Here is a 16347-nt window from a genome sequence, read left to right on the forward strand (position 1 = left end):
CGTCCGACCGCGCGTCGCGACCGGTGTCTGCGGATCAGTATGAGAACCGCTTCTGCCGTCTGCAAGCCGCCGCGAACGAACGACCGATTACGGCGAACGAACGCTCGTGCATGGAGCCGAACGAAGCAGGACAGATGGGCGTGAGGGGGCGTTCATTTCGCTCAAAGAAAAACGTGCCGATGCCTCGATCGCAGTCGCGCGTATCGCTCAATGCCGCGGCGCGGACGGCGAAATCGTCGAAGGATCGCATGGCGCTGCAATGGTGGCAAGCTTTGCAACTACCGCGACAATGAACACCGATCAAGGCATTTCGTCGTTTCGCCCGGATTTTGCCCAGATTTGTGTCGAAAATGGATCTGAACGCAAAAAAGGTCGAAAGCGTTTTCAGCTTCCGACCTGCAAGTTCATGGTCGCGGGGGCAGGATTTGAACCTACGGCCTCCGGGTTATGAGCCCGGCGAGCTACCAGACTGCTCCACCCCGCATCATTATGTTGCGCCTACCTCTCCTGCCCGAAGTGCCTTCAAACAGGAAAAGCGGCAAGAAAGAATACTACCCGTCTGCCTTAACGAATGCAAATCATTTCTCAGTGATTCACAAGGTCTACACGTTTCCATGCAGTTGAGCGAACAGGAACCGCGACGCACAAACGACAGCGGGCCCCCGCGATTGCGCGGGCCCGCATGGCAGAACCGGGTTTCGGCGAGGACGTTAGTCTTCCTCGGGCACCGTCTCGCTGACGGAGGCGTTCGTGATCAGGATCAACGACGCCACGGAGGCGGCGGCCTGAAGCGCCGTGACCGTAACCTTCGCCGGGTCGGCGATGCCACGGCCGATCATGTCGCCGTACTCGCCGGTCATACAATCCAGACCCTGGCCCAGCGGCAGCTCCTTGACCTTCTCAACGGCCACGTCGCCGCGATAGCCCGCATTCTCCGCCAGAGCGCGCAGCGGCACCTCCAGCGCCTTGCGCAGAATGTCGATACCCAGCTGCTCCTCGGCGTTCTCGCATACGAGGCCGTCCAGCGCGGACGCGGCCTGCAGCAGCGCCACGCCGCCACCGGCCACCAGGCCCTGCTCTGCGGCCGAGCGGGTAGCCAGCAAAGCGTCCTGGATACGGCTGCGGATCTCGTTCATCTCGGACTCCGTGGCGGCGCCCACTTCCATGACCGCGATGCCGCTGGACAGCTTGGCCAGACGCTCGCGCAGAACGTCGCGGTCGTAGTCGATCTTCTCCGTTTCGATCTGCGCGCGCAGCTGATCGCAACGCTGCTCGATAGCCTCGGGCTTGCCCTTGCCGCCCAAGATGGTGGTACGGTCCTTGGTGATCTGCACGCTGGCGGCGCGGCCGAGCATGCTCTTGCGCGCATCGGCCAGCGTCAGGCCGCGATCAGGCGTGATAACTTCGCCGCCGGTGAGGATGGCCAGATCCTCGAGCTCGGCCTTGCGTCGATCGCCCAGAGCCGGCGCCTTCACCGCAACGCTGGTCAGCGTGCCGCGACGGCGGTTCATCAGCAACGTGTTCAGCGCCTCGCCGCGCACGTCTTCAGCGGCGATCAGCAACGGATGACCGGACTGCATGACCTCTTCCAGCACGGGCACGATGTCTGCGAAGTTGTCGCCCAGACGCTGGTCGGTCAACAGGATGTAGGGCTCGGTGAGCTCGCCTTCCAGGCGCGCCGGGTCGTCGGCCATGTACGGGGAGATGAAACCGTTGTCGAACATCATGCCCTTAAGGATTTTCACCTCGATGCCGAAGTTCTGAGACTTCTCGACCGAGATGACGCCGTCACGGCCGATGGCATCCATAGCCTCCGCGATCTTCTCGCCGATCTGGCGGTCGCCTGCGGAAACCGTCGCGATCTCGGCGATCTGCTCACGCGTGGTAACCTCGACGGCGTTCTTGAGAACCTCGTCGGCCACCACGTCGGCAGCGCGCTGGATGCCGCGGCGCAGCGCCAGCGGATCGGAACCGGAGATGACGCAGCGTACTCCCTCGCTCACGATAGCGTCGGAAAGGATGGTCGCCGTCGTGGTGCCGTCGCCCGCGTCGTTGTTCGCGGCGATGGCGGCCTCGCGCACGATCTTCATGCCCATGTTCTCGATGGGATCTTCAAGATCGACATTGGCGGCCACCGTGGCGCCGTCGTTGGAAACGTTGGGCTTCTCGTGCTCCTTCTGCATGGCGACGTAGCGCCCCTTCGGGCCGATCGTCACCCTCACGGCATCGGCCAGCTTGTTGACGCCGGCAGCCATCTTCGTACGGGTTTCGTTGTCGAACGCAATGTCTTTGGACATAGTCTGGTTCCCTTCTCATCGGTGTGCGGCGCTTCGCCATCACCGCGCGCACGATAGGCGCCTCTGCCGCTCGGCTGAAAAAACACTGACCCGAGCATGCGGAAGCTCATAAAAATCACTGTCGAAAAAGTTAGCACTCTTTTGCTTCGAGTGCTAGTCATAACAAGCTTTTTCCTCGTGACGAATGGAAAGCAGCGCTTTTTTGAAGGGCTTCGAACCTCTTGCCAATCGGAAGGCTCAGCACCGAAGCCTCGAAAGCGGCACCCAGAAACATGCTTCTGCCTAATGCGCCGCGAACGCCGATGCTCTACAATCAGGAGCTGCGCGATGCTGGCCGAGCGTTCAACTCGAAGCCGTTTCGCACCGCGCCGCCGAAACAGCACGACGCGAAGGAGCGCCTCCATGGCAGTGATCGATGCCCATGCTCACATATATCCCGACAAGATCGCCTCGCGAGCGGTCGACGCCGTGGGCGACTTCTACCTCATCGACATGTTCGGCGAAGGCACGGTGGAGCACCTGCTGTCCGCGCAGCAGCATGCGCCCATCACGCACTTCATCGTGCATTCGGTGGCCACGACGCCGGGCAGCGTGGAATCCATCAACAACTTCATCGCCGAGCAGTGCCGACAGCACCCCGAGTTCATCGGGTTCATGGCCATGCACCAGGACTATCCCGAGCCTGAGAAGGAAATCGAACGCGCCATCGGCCTGGGCCTCAAGGGCATGAAACTGCATCCCGACACGCAGCACGTGAACATGGACGACCCGCGACTCATGAACGTGTACGAGATGATAGAGGGGCGCCTGCCCATCGTCATCCACACGGGCGACTACCGTTACGACTACTCGCATCCGCGCCGCCTGATGAACGTGCTGAAAACGTTCCCCGACCTCGTGGTGGACGCGGCGCACTTCGGTTGCTGGTCGCGCTATGAAGTGGGCTACGACATCCTGCATAACGCCGACAACCTGTTCGTGGACGCGTCGAGCTCCCAGTTCTTCCTGGGGCAGCGCCGCACGGTGGAGCTGGCGCGCATGTGGGGCACCGACCGCATCATGTTCGGCTCGGACTACCCCATGTGGAGCCCTGCGGCGGAATACGACCAGTTCGTCACCGCCGGCTTCTCGGAGGACGAGCTGGAGAACATGCTGTGGCACAACGCCGAGCGTTTCGCCGGCGTGAAGGTGGGATAGCGCACGCAACAAGAAGCCCCGCCATTGCTGACGGGGCCTGAAGTCGTTTAGCTTTCGTCGCTTTCCGGAGCGTGCTCGAGCACCACCCGAATCTTGTCGATGCGGTGGCGGTCCATATCGACCACGGTGAACGTGGCCCTGTCGTCGCCGTCCTCGATGGTCACGGAATCGCCCTCGTCGGGGATACGGTCGAACACAGTGAGCAGCAGACCGCCCGCCGTCTCGCATTCCTCGGACTCGAGGGGCTCGAAACCAATGAGCTCGCCCACCTCGTCGATGGGAAGCGAGCCGTCGATGAGGTAGCTGCCATCGTCCAACTGCACGATCTCGTCCGAGCCGCCATGCGCGTACTCGTCATCGATGCGGCCGACGATCTGCTCCATGATGTCGCTCATCGTAACGATGCCGGCCGTGCCGCCGTGCTCGTCGATGACCACGGCGATTTTCGTGCGCTTCTCCTGCAGCGTTTGCAACAACTTCGCGATGGGCACGCCCTCGGGCACGGCCTGGATCATGCGCACGCGCAGGTCGTCGACTGTCGCGTCCTTGGGCATCGTGTAGAGGTCCTTCACGTGCACGAAGCCGACGATGCGGTCCTTGCTGCCGCGGCACACCGGGTAGCGCGTGTACTTGTACTGCAACACGGTCTGGAGGCTCTCCTCCAGCGGATCGTCGAGGTCGATGCACACCACATCGGTGCGCGGCGTCATGATGGCCTCGGCGTCTTTGTCGCCCAGGTCGAAGATGTTGTCCACGTATTCGTTCTGCTCGGGGTCGATGAGTCCGCTTTCGGTGCTCTCGTCGATGAGCAGCTTGATCTCCTCGTCGGTGTACACCTCGTGTTCGTTGGCCACGTCGTGGCCCAGCATCTTCATGACGCCGTTCGTAATGCTGTTGAACAACCACATGACGGGGTACGTGATGCGGTAGAACCACACGAGCGGCGTGGCCGTGAACAGGGCGTAGCGCTCGGTGGAGAAGATGGCCAGCGACTTCGGGATGAGCTCGCCCACCACGATGTGCAACGCGGTGATGATGACGAAACCGATGACGATGGAGATGCCGTGCGTGGCCGCCTCGGGCACGTTGAGTGCCTTGAACAGCGGTTCGAACAGGGCTGACACCGCAGGCTCGCCCAACCAGCCGAGGGCGAGCGAGGCAAGGGTGATGCCCAGCTGGCAGGCTGACAGGTAGGCGTTGACGTTGTCGGCGACGAGCTTGGTGTACTTGGCGCCCTTGCGACCCTCGTCCACGAGGATTTCGACTTGCGACTTGCGTACGCGCACGAGCGAGAACTCGGCGGCGACGAAGAACGCATTCATGAGCAGGAAAAACAGAACGAGCAGCAAACTGAGTGCTATGGGCATAATTGCGGATGGTCCTCCTTTATATGACTATTCGCCATGTAATCGTACGGCATCCGTCCATCTGGTCATACACCCGTTACCGGAAACCCGCAGGTTTCCACAAGTGGGGTTGAAGCCATCCGCCTATGGAGGAGCGACCCAGGAATCCAGAAGCCTCGCAAAGACGCATCATCGCCCCAAAAACACGCTCCAGCGACTGAGGCGTGTTTTTGGGGCGATGATGCGATCGGAAACTCAGGAACATCCGCGGCCGCACGCGCCCAGGCAACCGCGGGGCGTCACGCCGTCGCCAGGTCGCCGTCCTCGTCGACGCTCGGCGCCGCCTCGGCGGTCGAACGTTCGGACATCGCCGTCGCGCCCTCGATGCCGGCGTCCTTCGGCAGCACGAGGTTCGCCACCACGGCCACCAGGAACACCACGGCCACGCAGTTCTGCGCGAACACGCTTTGGATCAGCTCGGGGAAGTTCGCGAACAGGGCCGACACCTGCGTGAAGCCTATGCCCACGGCCAGCGACAGCGCCGCGATGAGGATGTTGCGCTGCGAGAAGCCCGCCCGCGCGATCATCTGGAAGCCGCTGACGATGATGTTGCCGAACATCATGATGGTGCAGCCGCCCAGCACCGCCTCAGGCAGCGACGCGAAGATCACGCTGATCACCGGCAGGAACGCCGCCAGGATCATGATGACCGCGCCCGTGGCGATGGCCTTGCGGTTCACCACCTTCGTCATGGCCACGAGGCCCACGTTCTGCGAGAACGACGTGATAGGCAGGCAGCCGAAGCACGCCGACAGCGAGCTGACGAAACCGTCGCAGGCGATGGAGCCCGAAAGCTCCTTCTCCTTCACCTCGCGGTTGAGGCCCACCATGGTCAGCGCGGAGGTGTCGCCGATAGTCTCGGTGGCCGACACGAGGAAGATCAGCGTCACCGACACGATGGCGCCCAGGTTGAACTCGGGCGTGAACGGCATGAGCTGCGGCAGTGCGAACAGCTCTATGTTCTGGAAGCCGCTGAAGTCGACCGCCCCCGCAACCACGGCGCATGCATACCCGATGACCAGGCCGAACAGCACCGAAAGCTGCTTGGTCTTGCCTTTCGCCAGCACCTGGAACACCAGGCACGAAACCAGCGAGATGGTGCCCAGCAGCAGGTTCTGCGGCGATCCGAAGTCGGCAGCGCCGGAGCCGCCGCCGAACGAAGAGACACCCACGCCCAAAAGCGAGAAGCCGATGGACGTGACCACGACGGCCGCCACGATGGGCGATATGATGCGCCGCCAATACTTCGCGAACAGGCCCAGCACGCCTTCGATGATGCCGCCCACGATGATGGCGCCGATGGCGACGTTGTACCCGTACGTGGCCGCGATGCCCACGAGCACGGTGACGAACGTGAAGCTGATGCCCATGACGATGGGCAGGCCCGACCCTACGCGCCACAGCGGGAACAGCTGGATGAGCGTTCCGATGCCCGCGATGAGCATGGCGCTTTGCACCAGCATGCCCAGCTGATCGTCCGCGAGGCCGGCCGCCGCGCCCACGATGAGGATGGGCGCGAGGTTCGCCACGAACATCGCGAGGATGTGCTGGATGCCGTAAGGAATGGCACGGACGACGGGTATGTCGCCGTCGAGCTTGAACAGGTTCTCGTGTACGAATGCTTTCATCGGAACGCGATCTCCCCCGTCTCGGGGTCCATGCGCTCCACGATGGCGAGCGACTCCAGGCGGTAGCCGCGCTCGCGCAGATCGTCACCGCCGGGCTGGAAGCCCTTCTCGATGGCGATGCCGATGCCCTCCACCGTGGCGCCCGCCTCGCCGACGAGCTCGATGAGGCCGTTCAGCGCGCATCCGTTCGCCAGGAAGTCGTCGATGATCAGCACATGGTCGTCGGCGTTCAGGAACTTCTTCGACACGATGACGTCGTACACGCGACCGTGCGTGAACGACTCGATGCGTGTCGTGAACATCTCGCCGTCCAGGTTGATGCTCTGAGCCTTCTTTGCGAACACCACCGGCACGCCGAAATGGCGCGCCACCACGCAGGCGATGCCGATGCCGGACGCCTCGATCGTGAGGATCTTCGTGATGGGAGCGTCGGCGAACAGCCGCTCGAACTCCTCGCCCATCGCGTCGAACAGATCGATGTCCAACTGGTGGTTGAGGAAGCTGTCCACCTTGAGGACGCCCTCCGACTTCACCACCCCGTCGCGCCTGATGCGTTCCTCCAAAAGCTCCACGTGCCGCCTCCGTCGTCGTTCCGTCTTCATGCGTCGCGTCATCTCGCAGACGCAACGAACCTTTGCAGGACAGTGTAAAGGACGCATGCCGCCAGGGGAACGGGGAATTCGCTAGATCGACGGGTTGCCCGCATGGAAACCACGTGGGAAATGATGACAAGGAATGTGGAATCCGCGTGGGAACAGCGCTGGAACCGCGCAAGATCGAGCAGACTTTCCATGGTGTTGCACGCCATGGAAACGTAGAACGGGCCCGCTATACTTGTAGGTACGGATTCGATCCGGCGGCTTGGTGCCTCTCCCTCTCATTACTCTAGAAGGATGGAGGTGAAGACCATGACCGCTTTGGATTTGCTTGCGTTGGCCGAATTGCTGTTGAAGCTGATGTCTCGTATCATCGAGTTTGCCCTGGTGATAGAAGACGCGCTCCAGTCCCACAAGGGAAAGGAGCGCTCCAAGTAAACCCAAACCGCCGAAGCGATCCGAGAGCCGTGGGGAGCACCAACTCCCTGCGGCTCGCCTCATATTATACGCATCGAACGGCAGCTCGCAAGGGTTTCCAAGCGATGCAGCTCGCGTCCCTACAGCACCACTTGGCCGGTGAACAGCAGCACGAGCGACGTGACGGCGGCGATGAGGATGATGGCCACCACCACCTTGTCCACCGTGCTCTTGAGGTACGGCTCGTTGCGCTCCTTCTTGCCCTTGATGTACATGAGGATGCCCGGCGCGTACAGAAGCGACATGAGGGTGAGCCCCGTCGCGCCCGACGCCCACGCCAGGAAGAAGCTGTACACCACGCCGAACACGCCGAAAATGCGCCACAGCACCAGGCTGCCGCCCACCTTGCCCTTGAACGCGTCGGGCTCGGTGAACGTGAGCTTCGCGAAGTACGCCGCCGACAGCAGGTACGGCAGCAGGATCATGCCGGCCGACAGCGCGTAGAAGAACTGGTACGTGCTGTCCGAGAACAGCATGACCACGAGGAACGCCTCGATGATGACGTTCGTCACCACGAGCGTGACGATGGGGGCGCCCTTCTTGTTCGTCTTGGCGAAGGCCTTGATGAACACGCCCTGCTCAGCCGCCTCGTAAGGCGACTCGCTGGACAGCACGGTGTAGCCCAACATGGCGCCCACCAGCGACAGCACCACGCCGCCGTTGATGAGGATGGCGCCCCACTGCCCCACCGCGTGCTCCATGACGCCCGCAAGCGCCGGGTTCTCCAGCTGGGCCAGCTCGGACAGCGGCATGACGCCCATGCTGAGCACGCTGACCATGAGGTAGATGCTGAGCACGCAGATGAACGCGATGATGGTGGCCTTGCCCACGTCGCGTTCCTTCTTGGCGCGACCGGAGATCGCGACCGCGCCCTCGATGCCCACGAACACCCAGATGGTGATCATCATGGTGTTGCTCACCTGGTCGAAGAACGGCAGGCCCGGATCGGCGCCCTGCGACATGTTCGCCAGAAAGATGCCGAGGTCGAATTTCTGCAGAAAGATGATGGCCGTGATGGCTACGAAGATAGGCACGAACTTCGAGATGGTGATAACGGCGTTCACGCCGGTAGCCTCTTTGATGCCGCGCGATACGAGGAACACGTAGAACCAGATGAGCAGGCTGGCGCCGATGACCGACGGCAGGTTCGTGCCGCCGCCGAAGATGGGGAAGAAGTACGAAAGCGCGCCGAACAGAAGCGCCGAGAAGCTGACCGTGCACAGAAGCGCGCTGATCCAGTAGCCCCAAGCGCTGTTGAAGCCCAAAAAGTCGCCGAACCCCGCATTCGCATAGCTGTAGATGCCGCCCTTCAACTGCGGCTTGATGCGCGAGAGCGCGAAGAACGTCATGACGAGGCACAGCACCCCGATTCCCGAGATGCTCCATGCAGTGAGGATAGCCGCGCCGCTGGCGCCGCCTGCAGCCTGGTCGCCCGCCAACGTGAACACGCCGCCGCCGACGATGAGCGTGATGACCGTGGTGACGAGGCGAAAGATGCCCAGTCCTCCGTGGGGTTGGGGAATGCCCGAAGTGGCGGACGCGTGGTGCGATGCGGATTCGCTCATGTAATCACCGTTTCCTTGATGGACAACTGGTAGCATGATACTCCACAACATTGCATTCCGTCACACCGTTATGCAACATTTTGCATGCAGAGCGGTTGTCGTCCCGAGCGGAGCGCATGGCACGGAGATGGCAAGGGGCGGGACGTCACGCAATGACGAGGCGCTCCACGAGGACGTTTTCCAACGCCGAGCGGTTGAGGTCGCAACCCAGGCCGCTGGCATGGCCTTCGCGGTTGAGCGTCACCATGCCGCGCTCGGCCGTGTAGGGCGGATCGGTGATGTCGCAGGAGAAGTAACGAGCCGTGGCTCCGATGTCGCCGGGCGCACCCACCGCGCTCAGCGTCTCGAACGCGGCATGCAGGCGCCTGGACACGCCCGTGTCGTACATGCCGCCCATCCACACCTCGATGCCCCGCTTGCGCGCCATTTGCACGAAATCGAGCGCAGGCTGCACGCCGCCGCATTTTCCCAGCTTGAGGGCGTAGCACCGCAGCTCGGGCTGCGCCAACGCACGGGACAGGTCCTCGGGGCGCACGATGGACTCGTCGAGGCAGATGGGGGTGCGCAGCGTGCGCTGCAGACGCGCGAGGCGGCTGAACAGGTCGGTCGGCCCCACGGGGGGCAGGCGCCGCGGATCCAGCGGCTCCTCGATCCAGGCGACGTTCAGGCCGTCCAAGCCGCGCAGCTCCTCGGCTTCACGCTCCGAGAAGCTCTGGTTGGCGTCGAGCGTGATCATCATGTCGGGCAACGCGGCGCGCACGGCCTGCGCGCATGCGAGCGCGGTTCCCGGTTTCACCTTCAGCTTCACGCGCTTGTAGCCTGCCTCGGCGCAGCGGCGCGCGGCCGCGGCCGTCTCGACCGCGGAGCCCAGCCCGATCGCCGCGCCGGCCGGCACGGATGCCGAAGCGCCCGCGGTCGCGGCGTTCGCAGCCCCGCCGATCAGCTGCCATAGCGGCTTGCCGACGATCTTGCCGTACAGGTCCCACAGCGCAGGCTCGAGCGCGCCGCATGCCAACGGAAACGCCTTCGCCTCGGGAACGGCGGCGAAGGCGGCGCTCGCCTCGCTGGGATGCAGGAACGCCTCGCGCAGCACGATCGGAGCCAGAACGTCGTGGAGGATGCGCGCGTCCTGGTCGAGCGTTTCCGGCAGATACCAATCCGTCGGAAACGCCACGCACTCGCCCAGCCCCGTGCGACCGGCATGATCCGTCACTTCGACGATGATCGACTCGCGATGCGTCAGAGTGGCCTTGGCTGTTTTGAACGGCGTTTTGAACGGCAGCCGGATGCGGTGCAGCGTGACGCGCGCCACCTCGATGCGCTGGTCGTAGCGCCGCTCGAGCGCGACGCGGTCGATTTTCCCGATGCCCGTGCGCGGGAACTCGTCGAGCACGCACACGTGCTTCGGCAGGTACAGCTTCGACAGGCGCGGCGCCAAGCTGGTGCGAACGTACGACGCCAGCTGACGGTTCGTCAGGGATGCGAGCTGATCCGCCTGCGTCTGCGCTTGCGTCCGCTGCGCGTAGCGGCTCGCCCTCGGACGCGGCGCGGGCGCTTTCTCGCGCTCGACGAACGCAACAGGCCGTCTTCCCCAGCGGGCGTCGGGCGCGCCGAACACGTGGGCGTCGGATACCCCGGCCACGCGCAGCAGCTTCTCCTTGATCTCGGCCGGGTACACGTTCTCGCCGCCCGACACGAACATGTCCTCGGTGCGCTCCTTCACGAACAGCTTGCCGCCGTACAGCGCCGCCGTGTCCCCCGTCAGGAAGAAGCCGTCCACCGTGTACGCGGCGCGCGCGTTCAGGTAGCCGCCGAACAGGCCCGGGCCCTTCACGGCCAGGCGGCCGAACCCGTCGTCGCCGGGATCCACGATATGCGCCTCGTAGCCGGGCAGCAGGCGCAAGCCGCCGGTGAACGAAGCCGTCACCTGGGCGTGGGCGATTTGGCTGGACGTCTCGGTCATGCCGTAGCTTGCGTACACGCGCGCGCCCGCACGGCACGCGCGATCGAGCGTCTGCGGGTTGAGCGCGCCGCCGCCCAGCAGGATGCAGGAGTAGCGCGCGAGCGTTTCCGGCTTGTCCGCGGCCACCATGTCCTGCAGCATCTTATCGACCACCGACACGTGCGTCGCGCCCTTCTTCGCCGCGTCGGACAGCAGACGGACGGCGTCGAAGCGGCGGTACAGCACGAACGGGCTGCCGTTCAGCACGCTGCGCACGACGACCTGGAAACCGCCGATATGGTAGAGCGGCAGCACCGCCTGCCACATGCCCTCGCCGCGACGATTGAGCGTCCGGTTGGACGCTTCGGATGCGAAACAGATGTTTCCCCACGTCAGCGATACGGCCTTCGCACGCCCCGTGGTGCCCGACGTGAACATGACCACGGCGCGGGCGTCGAAGTCGAACACGTGCGCGGCGTGTTCGGCGAAGTGGATGACACTCTCGGCAGCATCCTGCTGCGCCACTTCGCTGCGACGGCGCAGCGACGCGCGGCCCGAGCTGGCGCGGCCGAGCGCCTTCGTAGTGCGGGGCTCGGCGGACGCCGCGTTCACGCGGGCGGCGAAGCTAGGGCGCACGCCGCGCCCCGTCGCACGGACGGCGGACGGTGCGGCCATCTCGCCCGTCAACATGGCCTTCGCGCCTTCCAACAGGCGCGACACGTTGGTCGCATCGACGCGCAACGAAGCCAGCGACACACCGGGCTTGCGGTCGATGTCCAGCAACCGACTGTACTTCTCGGCATCGGTCAGGCGGTTGTTGAGCGCGACCAACGCGAAGCCGCCATACGCGGCAGCCAGCATGACCAGCACGTACGCCGGATCGTTCGGCAGATCCACGGCGACGCAATCGCCCGGACGCACGCCGCGGTCCAGCAAGAGCCGCGCGAGCGCAGCGGACAGCATGCGCGTCTCGCGATACGAGTACGCCGTCTCGTTGCCCGCTTCGTCAACGTACGTGAAGCACGTGCGCTGCGGGAACTGTCGCACCGTGCTCTCGAACGCACCGATCATCGCTGCCGGATTCCTGCCTTTCGGTTGCCGCCTGCCAGACGTGCGATCTTACGGAAACTTGGGGAACTGGGTGAAGTCGGGAGCGCGCTTCTCCTTGAACGCGTCGCGACCCTCCTTCGCCTCGTCGGTGGTGTAGTACAGAAGCGTGGCGTCGCCGGCGAGCTGCTGGATACCCGCAAGCCCGTCCGTCGCCGCGTTGAACGACGCCTTCATGAAGCGCAGCGCCGTGGGGCTGAACTCCAGCATCTCCTGCGCCCAGCTCACGCACTCCGCTTCCAGATCCTCGAAGGGAACCACTTTGTTGACCAGGCCCATCTCAAGCGCCTCGGCAGCCGTGTACTGGCGGCAGAGATACCAGATCTCGCGCGCCTTCTTCTGGCCCACGATGTTCGCCAGATAGCCCGCGCCGTACCCGGCGTCGAAGCTGCCCACCTTCGGGCCCGTCTGGCCGAACTTGGCAGTCTCGGCGGCGATGGAGAGGTCGCACAAGATGTGCAGCACGTGCCCGCCGCCGATGGCATAGCCGTTCACCATGGCAATGACGGGCTTGGGCACCACGCGGATAAGGCGCTGCAAGTCCAGCACGTTGAGGCGCGGGATGTTGTCCTCGCCCACGTAGCCGCCGTTGCCGCGGATCTTCTGGTCTCCGCCGGAGCAGAACGCCTCGTCCTCATGGCGGCCGCCGTGGTTGACGCCGGTCAGGATGATGACGCCGACGGACGCGTCGTCGCGCGCCTCGCTGAACGCGTCGTACAGCTCGGTGACGGTGAGCGGGGTGAACGCGTTGCGTCGCTCGGGCCGATTGATGCTGATCTTGGCGATACCGCCTGCTGTTTCGTAGATGATCTCGCGGTACGCCTTGCCCGCCTGCCACGCAATGTCGCCCATGGCCGTCCTTTCGTCGCGCGCCGTGAGAAGCGGCTGCGCCGTGTGTAGAAGGGGATCTCCGACTAGATGTTCCCTATAGTAGCGCGTATCGCGCGTTTTCGCACCTCAAAGCAAAATTTCTCCGGAAAGATCAGGTACACTTCGCCAATGGTTGAAGCGAGCGCTACCCCGTGTTCTGCAGGCCGGCGGAAACCCCGGTCACGGTGGCCAGGATGAGCCCCAGATACTCGGTCTTGACCTCGTCCGAAAGCTCTTCCTGTCGGTTTCGGATCACGCGCAACGCGCGCACTTGGGCAAGCGAGAGCGCGTCCACGTAAGGGTTGCGCACGCGGATGGCGCAACCAAGCACGCGGCGGTGCTGCAGCGGCCACTCGTCTCCCACGATGGCCAGCGCCCACGAACGCGTCAGCTGCATCTCGTCGAACACCGCCTGAGCCAGGTCGTCGCGGTCGCCCAGCGCCAAGTACATCTTCGCAATACGCGCGTCGGTTTTGGCGATGGACATCTCCACGTTGTCGACGAACGTGGCGAACAGAGGCCATTCGCGATACGCGCGCTGCAGAAGCTCCAGGTCACCCACCCGTTCGCACGCCGCGCCCAGGCCGTACCACGCAGCCAGGTTGATGCGCGCCTGCGACCACGAGAACACTCACGGGATGGTGCGCAGGTCGTCAAGCGATTGGGCTCCCAAGCCGCGCTTGGCAGGACGGCTGCCGATGGGCAGCAGGCCCACTTCGGCCAAAGGCGTGACGGTGGAGAACCACGGCGCGAAGCCGTCGGTATGCAGCAGATCCAGATAGCGCTCGTAGGCGGCTTCGTTCAAACGCGCGGCCACATCGGAGAAGCGTACGGATGCCTCGGTGTTGACGCGCTCGACCGACGGCGCCGAGTTCATGAGCGTGGCCGCCGCGACGCTTTCGATATGGCGCAGCGCAAGCGAGCGGTTGCCGTAACGTGCGAAGATGACCTCGCCCTGCTCGGTCACCTTGAATCGGCAGTTCACCGACCCCTTCGGCTGCGCGAGCACCGCGCGGTTCGCCGGCCCGCCCCCGCGGCCCACCGCGCCGCCGCGACCGTGCATGAGCACGACGTCGATGCCGCGCTCCTCGGCCCAGCGGGCGATGCGCTCCTGCGCGGAATGCAGGGCGAGCGTGGCGGTGACGGGGCCGGCGTCCTTCGAAGAGTCCGAGTAGCCCAGCATGACCTCCATGCGTCGACCCGTCTGCGCCAGGCGGCGCTGCACGGCCGGCAGCTGCAGCATCCCGTCCAGCACGGTGACGCAGTTCTCCAAGTCCTCCAGCTGCTCGAACAAGGGAATCACGTCCAGCTCGGGCACGTCCTGCGCGTGCGAGAATGCGAGCTCTGCCAGCTCGTAGACGTCGGCCATGTGCCGAGCGCTCTTGGTGAACGACACGATGTAGCGTCGGGCCATCTTCTGCCCGTAGCGCTTCTGGATGGCGCCGATGGCGCGGAACGTGTCCAGCACCTCGCGCGTCATGGGGTCGAGCTTGCCCAGCACGCCATGGGAGCGGATATCGGCTAGCGCGCGTTCGTGCACGAGCGAGTGCTGGCGGAACTCCATTTCCACCATATGGAACCCGAACGTCGCAACCTGCCATATCAGCGTTTGCACGGGCCCGTACGCGGCGCGTGCGGCACCGGCGCGCGCGAGCGAGTCCTGCACCGTGCGCAGGTCGGCCAGCAGCTCTTCGGGCGACAGGTACATGATGTCGGCGTTGCGCGCCACGGTGCCCTCGAGGCGTGCGGCCATCACCAGCATGACGGCGCGGTGCGGCTCGAAGCCCAGGTCGTCGGCCACCCGTCCCGTCAGCGTCTCACTCATCTCCACGAGATGGCTCCACAGGTTCATAAGCTCTTCCGAGGGCGCGGTGTACCGCGACTCCAGCGTGAGGTTGCGCCCGATGTTGCGGCATTCTTGGGCCAGCTTGGCCACCATATGCGCGAAGTACTTCGCCGCCACGCGGCGCGACACCTTCGCTGTGACGTTCGGGTTCCCGTCGCGGTCCGACCCGATCCAGCTGCCCGGACGGAAGAACGCCGGGCACACGGGCGGCACGCTGCCGGCGTCCTCGCCCAGCACCCAGTCGTCGAAACGCCGGTACACCTGCGGCACTGTATCGAACAGCGTGTTGTCGAAGATGTCGATGACGGTGTCGGCCTCTTCCAGGGGCGTGGGCTTCTTGAGCTCGGTGGGCGAGGTGCGCACGAGCGCGTCGATCTCCTGCAGCATGTGGCGCTCGTTCTCCAGGAGAGCCGATCCGCCCAGGTAGGGATGCTCATCCAGCAACGCGGCGATACGGCGGATCTTGCCCTCTACCGCTTTGCGGCGCGCCTCAGTGGGGTGCGCGGTGAACACGGGGTGGAATTCCAAGCGACCCAGCAGCTCGGCCGTGCGTTCGGGGCCCACCTCGTCCAGCAGGTGGCCGTACGCCACCACCAGCTCGTTCGATGTGTCCACGGCCGACTCCATCGACACGTTGCGCTCCAACTCGCGCAGCGTTTCCACACGGTAGTTCTCCTCGGACAGGTTCGCCAGATGGAAGAACGACGTGAACGCGCGCACCACCACTTGCGCTTGGTCGACCGGCAACGCGTCGATGAGCTCGACGGCCTCGCGGAACGCCCGCGCGCCCTCGGTGTCGGCCGTGGGGATGCCCTGGGCATCGGTGGGCTCGTCTGCGGCGACGGTGCCCGGGTTGCCCTCGTTCGCCCTGATCATGCTGTTGAACAGACGGTCGAAGAGAGCGCAGACGGCCGGATCGTACTCCTTGAGCACCTTTCGCTCCATGCGGAGGAACAGCACGAGGTTGTCGCGCAGGCTCTCGGGGATCTCGATCTCCGTGTAGGACTTGATAGCCTCGGCGGTGTCCGACGCGCCTAGATGACGGTCGAGGGAAAGGGTTGTTCCGCCTTCGAGATCGGCCATGATGCCTCCTGCTCCTGGAAAATGAGACAAAGGGACGGCGTCAATGTCTCATTTCGCCTCGTTCGTTTCTTGCCGCGTCATTATACTCGTTCGGGAACGACCAGAGACAGACTGTAACGCAACCTCGACAAGAGGCGAGGAGCGAAACCGTTTCGCAGCCAGCGCAACTCGCGAATCGGCCCGAAACTCTTCTTGCGAATAGTGGATCGTTTTGTATAATAAGGGCGAGCCGCAGGGAGCGTGTACTCCCCACGGCTCTCGGATCGCTTCGGCGGTTTGGGTTTACTTGTGGCGCTCCTTTCCCCTACGGGTTAGGAGCGCGCTCCTTATCAC

10 protein-coding genes, 1 tRNA gene and 1 pseudogene are annotated in these 16347 nt (G+C 64.2%); 3 read left to right on the top strand and 9 right to left on the bottom strand.

Features of this window, described 5'->3' with window-relative positions; all coding sequences use genetic code 11:
• Window positions 1-110: 110 nt before the first annotated feature.
• Entirely contained in the window at window positions 111-293 is a 183-nt protein-coding gene (locus tag GT613_RS12400; protein ID WP_144300974.1) for a hypothetical protein, read from the top strand.
• 114 nt (window positions 294-407) lie between these two features.
• On the opposite strand, the gene GT613_RS12405 is transcribed toward GT613_RS12400, so the two are convergent.
• A tRNA-Met gene (locus tag GT613_RS12405) sits at window positions 408-484 on the bottom strand.
• A 226-nt stretch (window positions 485-710) separates the two neighbouring features.
• Window positions 711-2297 carry a chaperonin GroEL gene (gene groL, locus GT613_RS12410; protein WP_021410042.1) on the bottom strand — a complete coding sequence of 529 codons (1587 nt, stop codon included), beginning with the start codon at window positions 2295-2297 and terminating at the stop codon, window positions 711-713.
• A 402-nt stretch (window positions 2298-2699) separates the two neighbouring features.
• Between groL and GT613_RS12415 the strand changes: the two genes are divergently transcribed.
• A complete protein-coding gene (locus GT613_RS12415; RefSeq protein WP_009608408.1) occupies window positions 2700-3494 on the top strand; it encodes an amidohydrolase family protein in 795 nt (264 codons plus the stop codon).
• Window positions 3495-3541: 47 nt separating this feature from the next.
• On the opposite strand, the gene GT613_RS12420 is transcribed toward GT613_RS12415, so the two are convergent.
• The 3 genes from GT613_RS12420 to GT613_RS12430 form a co-directional block, all read right to left on the bottom strand.
• A complete protein-coding gene (locus GT613_RS12420) occupies window positions 3542-4861 on the bottom strand; it encodes a hemolysin family protein (protein WP_009305323.1) in 1320 nt (439 codons plus the stop codon).
• A gap of 278 nt (window positions 4862-5139) precedes the next feature.
• Window positions 5140-6528: a uracil-xanthine permease family protein gene (locus GT613_RS12425; RefSeq protein WP_161170784.1), complete on the bottom strand. Its 1389-nt coding sequence runs from the start codon at window positions 6526-6528 to the stop codon at window positions 5140-5142.
• Window positions 6525-7100, bottom strand: a complete 576-nt coding sequence (locus tag GT613_RS12430) for a xanthine phosphoribosyltransferase (protein ID WP_009608477.1) — start codon at window positions 7098-7100, stop codon at window positions 6525-6527. The genes GT613_RS12425 and GT613_RS12430 overlap by 4 nt, the downstream gene beginning before the upstream one ends.
• Window positions 7101-7427: 327 nt before the next feature.
• Here GT613_RS12430 and GT613_RS15670 point away from each other — a divergent pair, with 327 nt between their 5' ends.
• Window positions 7428-7562 carry a hypothetical protein gene (locus GT613_RS15670; RefSeq protein WP_009608410.1) on the top strand — a complete coding sequence of 45 codons (135 nt, stop codon included), beginning with the start codon at window positions 7428-7430 and terminating at the stop codon, window positions 7560-7562.
• A 119-nt stretch (window positions 7563-7681) separates the two neighbouring features.
• Here GT613_RS15670 and GT613_RS12435 read toward each other — a convergent pair whose 3' ends face one another.
• The 4 genes and pseudogenes from GT613_RS12435 to GT613_RS12450 all read right to left on the bottom strand — a co-directional run bounded on the left by GT613_RS12435 (window position 7682) and on the right by GT613_RS12450 (window position 16014).
• Window positions 7682-9166, bottom strand: coding sequence for a basic amino acid/polyamine antiporter (locus GT613_RS12435; RefSeq protein WP_009305326.1), 1485 nt, complete (start codon window positions 9164-9166; stop codon window positions 7682-7684).
• A 145-nt stretch (window positions 9167-9311) separates the two neighbouring features.
• Window positions 9312-12179: an o-succinylbenzoate synthase gene (gene menC, locus GT613_RS12440; RefSeq protein ID WP_009608504.1), complete on the bottom strand. Its 2868-nt coding sequence runs from the start codon at window positions 12177-12179 to the stop codon at window positions 9312-9314.
• A gap of 48 nt (window positions 12180-12227) precedes the next feature.
• Window positions 12228-13067, bottom strand: a complete 840-nt coding sequence (gene menB / locus GT613_RS12445) for a 1,4-dihydroxy-2-naphthoyl-CoA synthase (protein WP_009305329.1) — start codon at window positions 13065-13067, stop codon at window positions 12228-12230.
• 163 nt (window positions 13068-13230) lie between these two features.
• Window positions 13231-16014 (bottom strand): annotated as a pseudogene (locus tag GT613_RS12450) (phosphoenolpyruvate carboxylase).
• Window positions 16015-16347: the final 333 nt, after the last annotated feature.

This window comes from Eggerthella sp. BIOML-A4, from assembly GCF_009875575.1.
Classification (GTDB): domain Bacteria; phylum Actinomycetota; class Coriobacteriia; order Coriobacteriales; family Eggerthellaceae; genus Eggerthella; species Eggerthella lenta.

Excerpts from the sequence above, each read along its gene's own strand:
- GT613_RS12400 (WP_144300974.1), top strand. The coding sequence starts at position 111 with ATGGAGCCGAACGAAGCAGGACAGATGGGCGTGAGGGGGCGTTCATTT.
- groL (WP_021410042.1), bottom strand. The coding sequence starts at position 2,297 with ATGTCCAAAGACATTGCGTTCGACAACGAAACCCGTACGAAGATGGCT.
- GT613_RS12415 (WP_009608408.1), top strand. The coding sequence starts at position 2,700 with ATGGCAGTGATCGATGCCCATGCTCACATATATCCCGACAAGATCGCC.
- GT613_RS12420 (WP_009305323.1), bottom strand. The coding sequence starts at position 4,861 with ATGCCCATAGCACTCAGTTTGCTGCTCGTTCTGTTTTTCCTGCTCATG.
- GT613_RS12425 (WP_161170784.1), bottom strand. The coding sequence starts at position 6,528 with ATGAAAGCATTCGTACACGAGAACCTGTTCAAGCTCGACGGCGACATA.
- GT613_RS12435 (WP_009305326.1), bottom strand. The coding sequence starts at position 9,166 with ATGAGCGAATCCGCATCGCACCACGCGTCCGCCACTTCGGGCATTCCC.
- menC (WP_009608504.1), bottom strand. The coding sequence starts at position 12,179 with ATGATCGGTGCGTTCGAGAGCACGGTGCGACAGTTCCCGCAGCGCACG.
- menB (WP_009305329.1), bottom strand. The coding sequence starts at position 13,067 with ATGGGCGACATTGCGTGGCAGGCGGGCAAGGCGTACCGCGAGATCATC.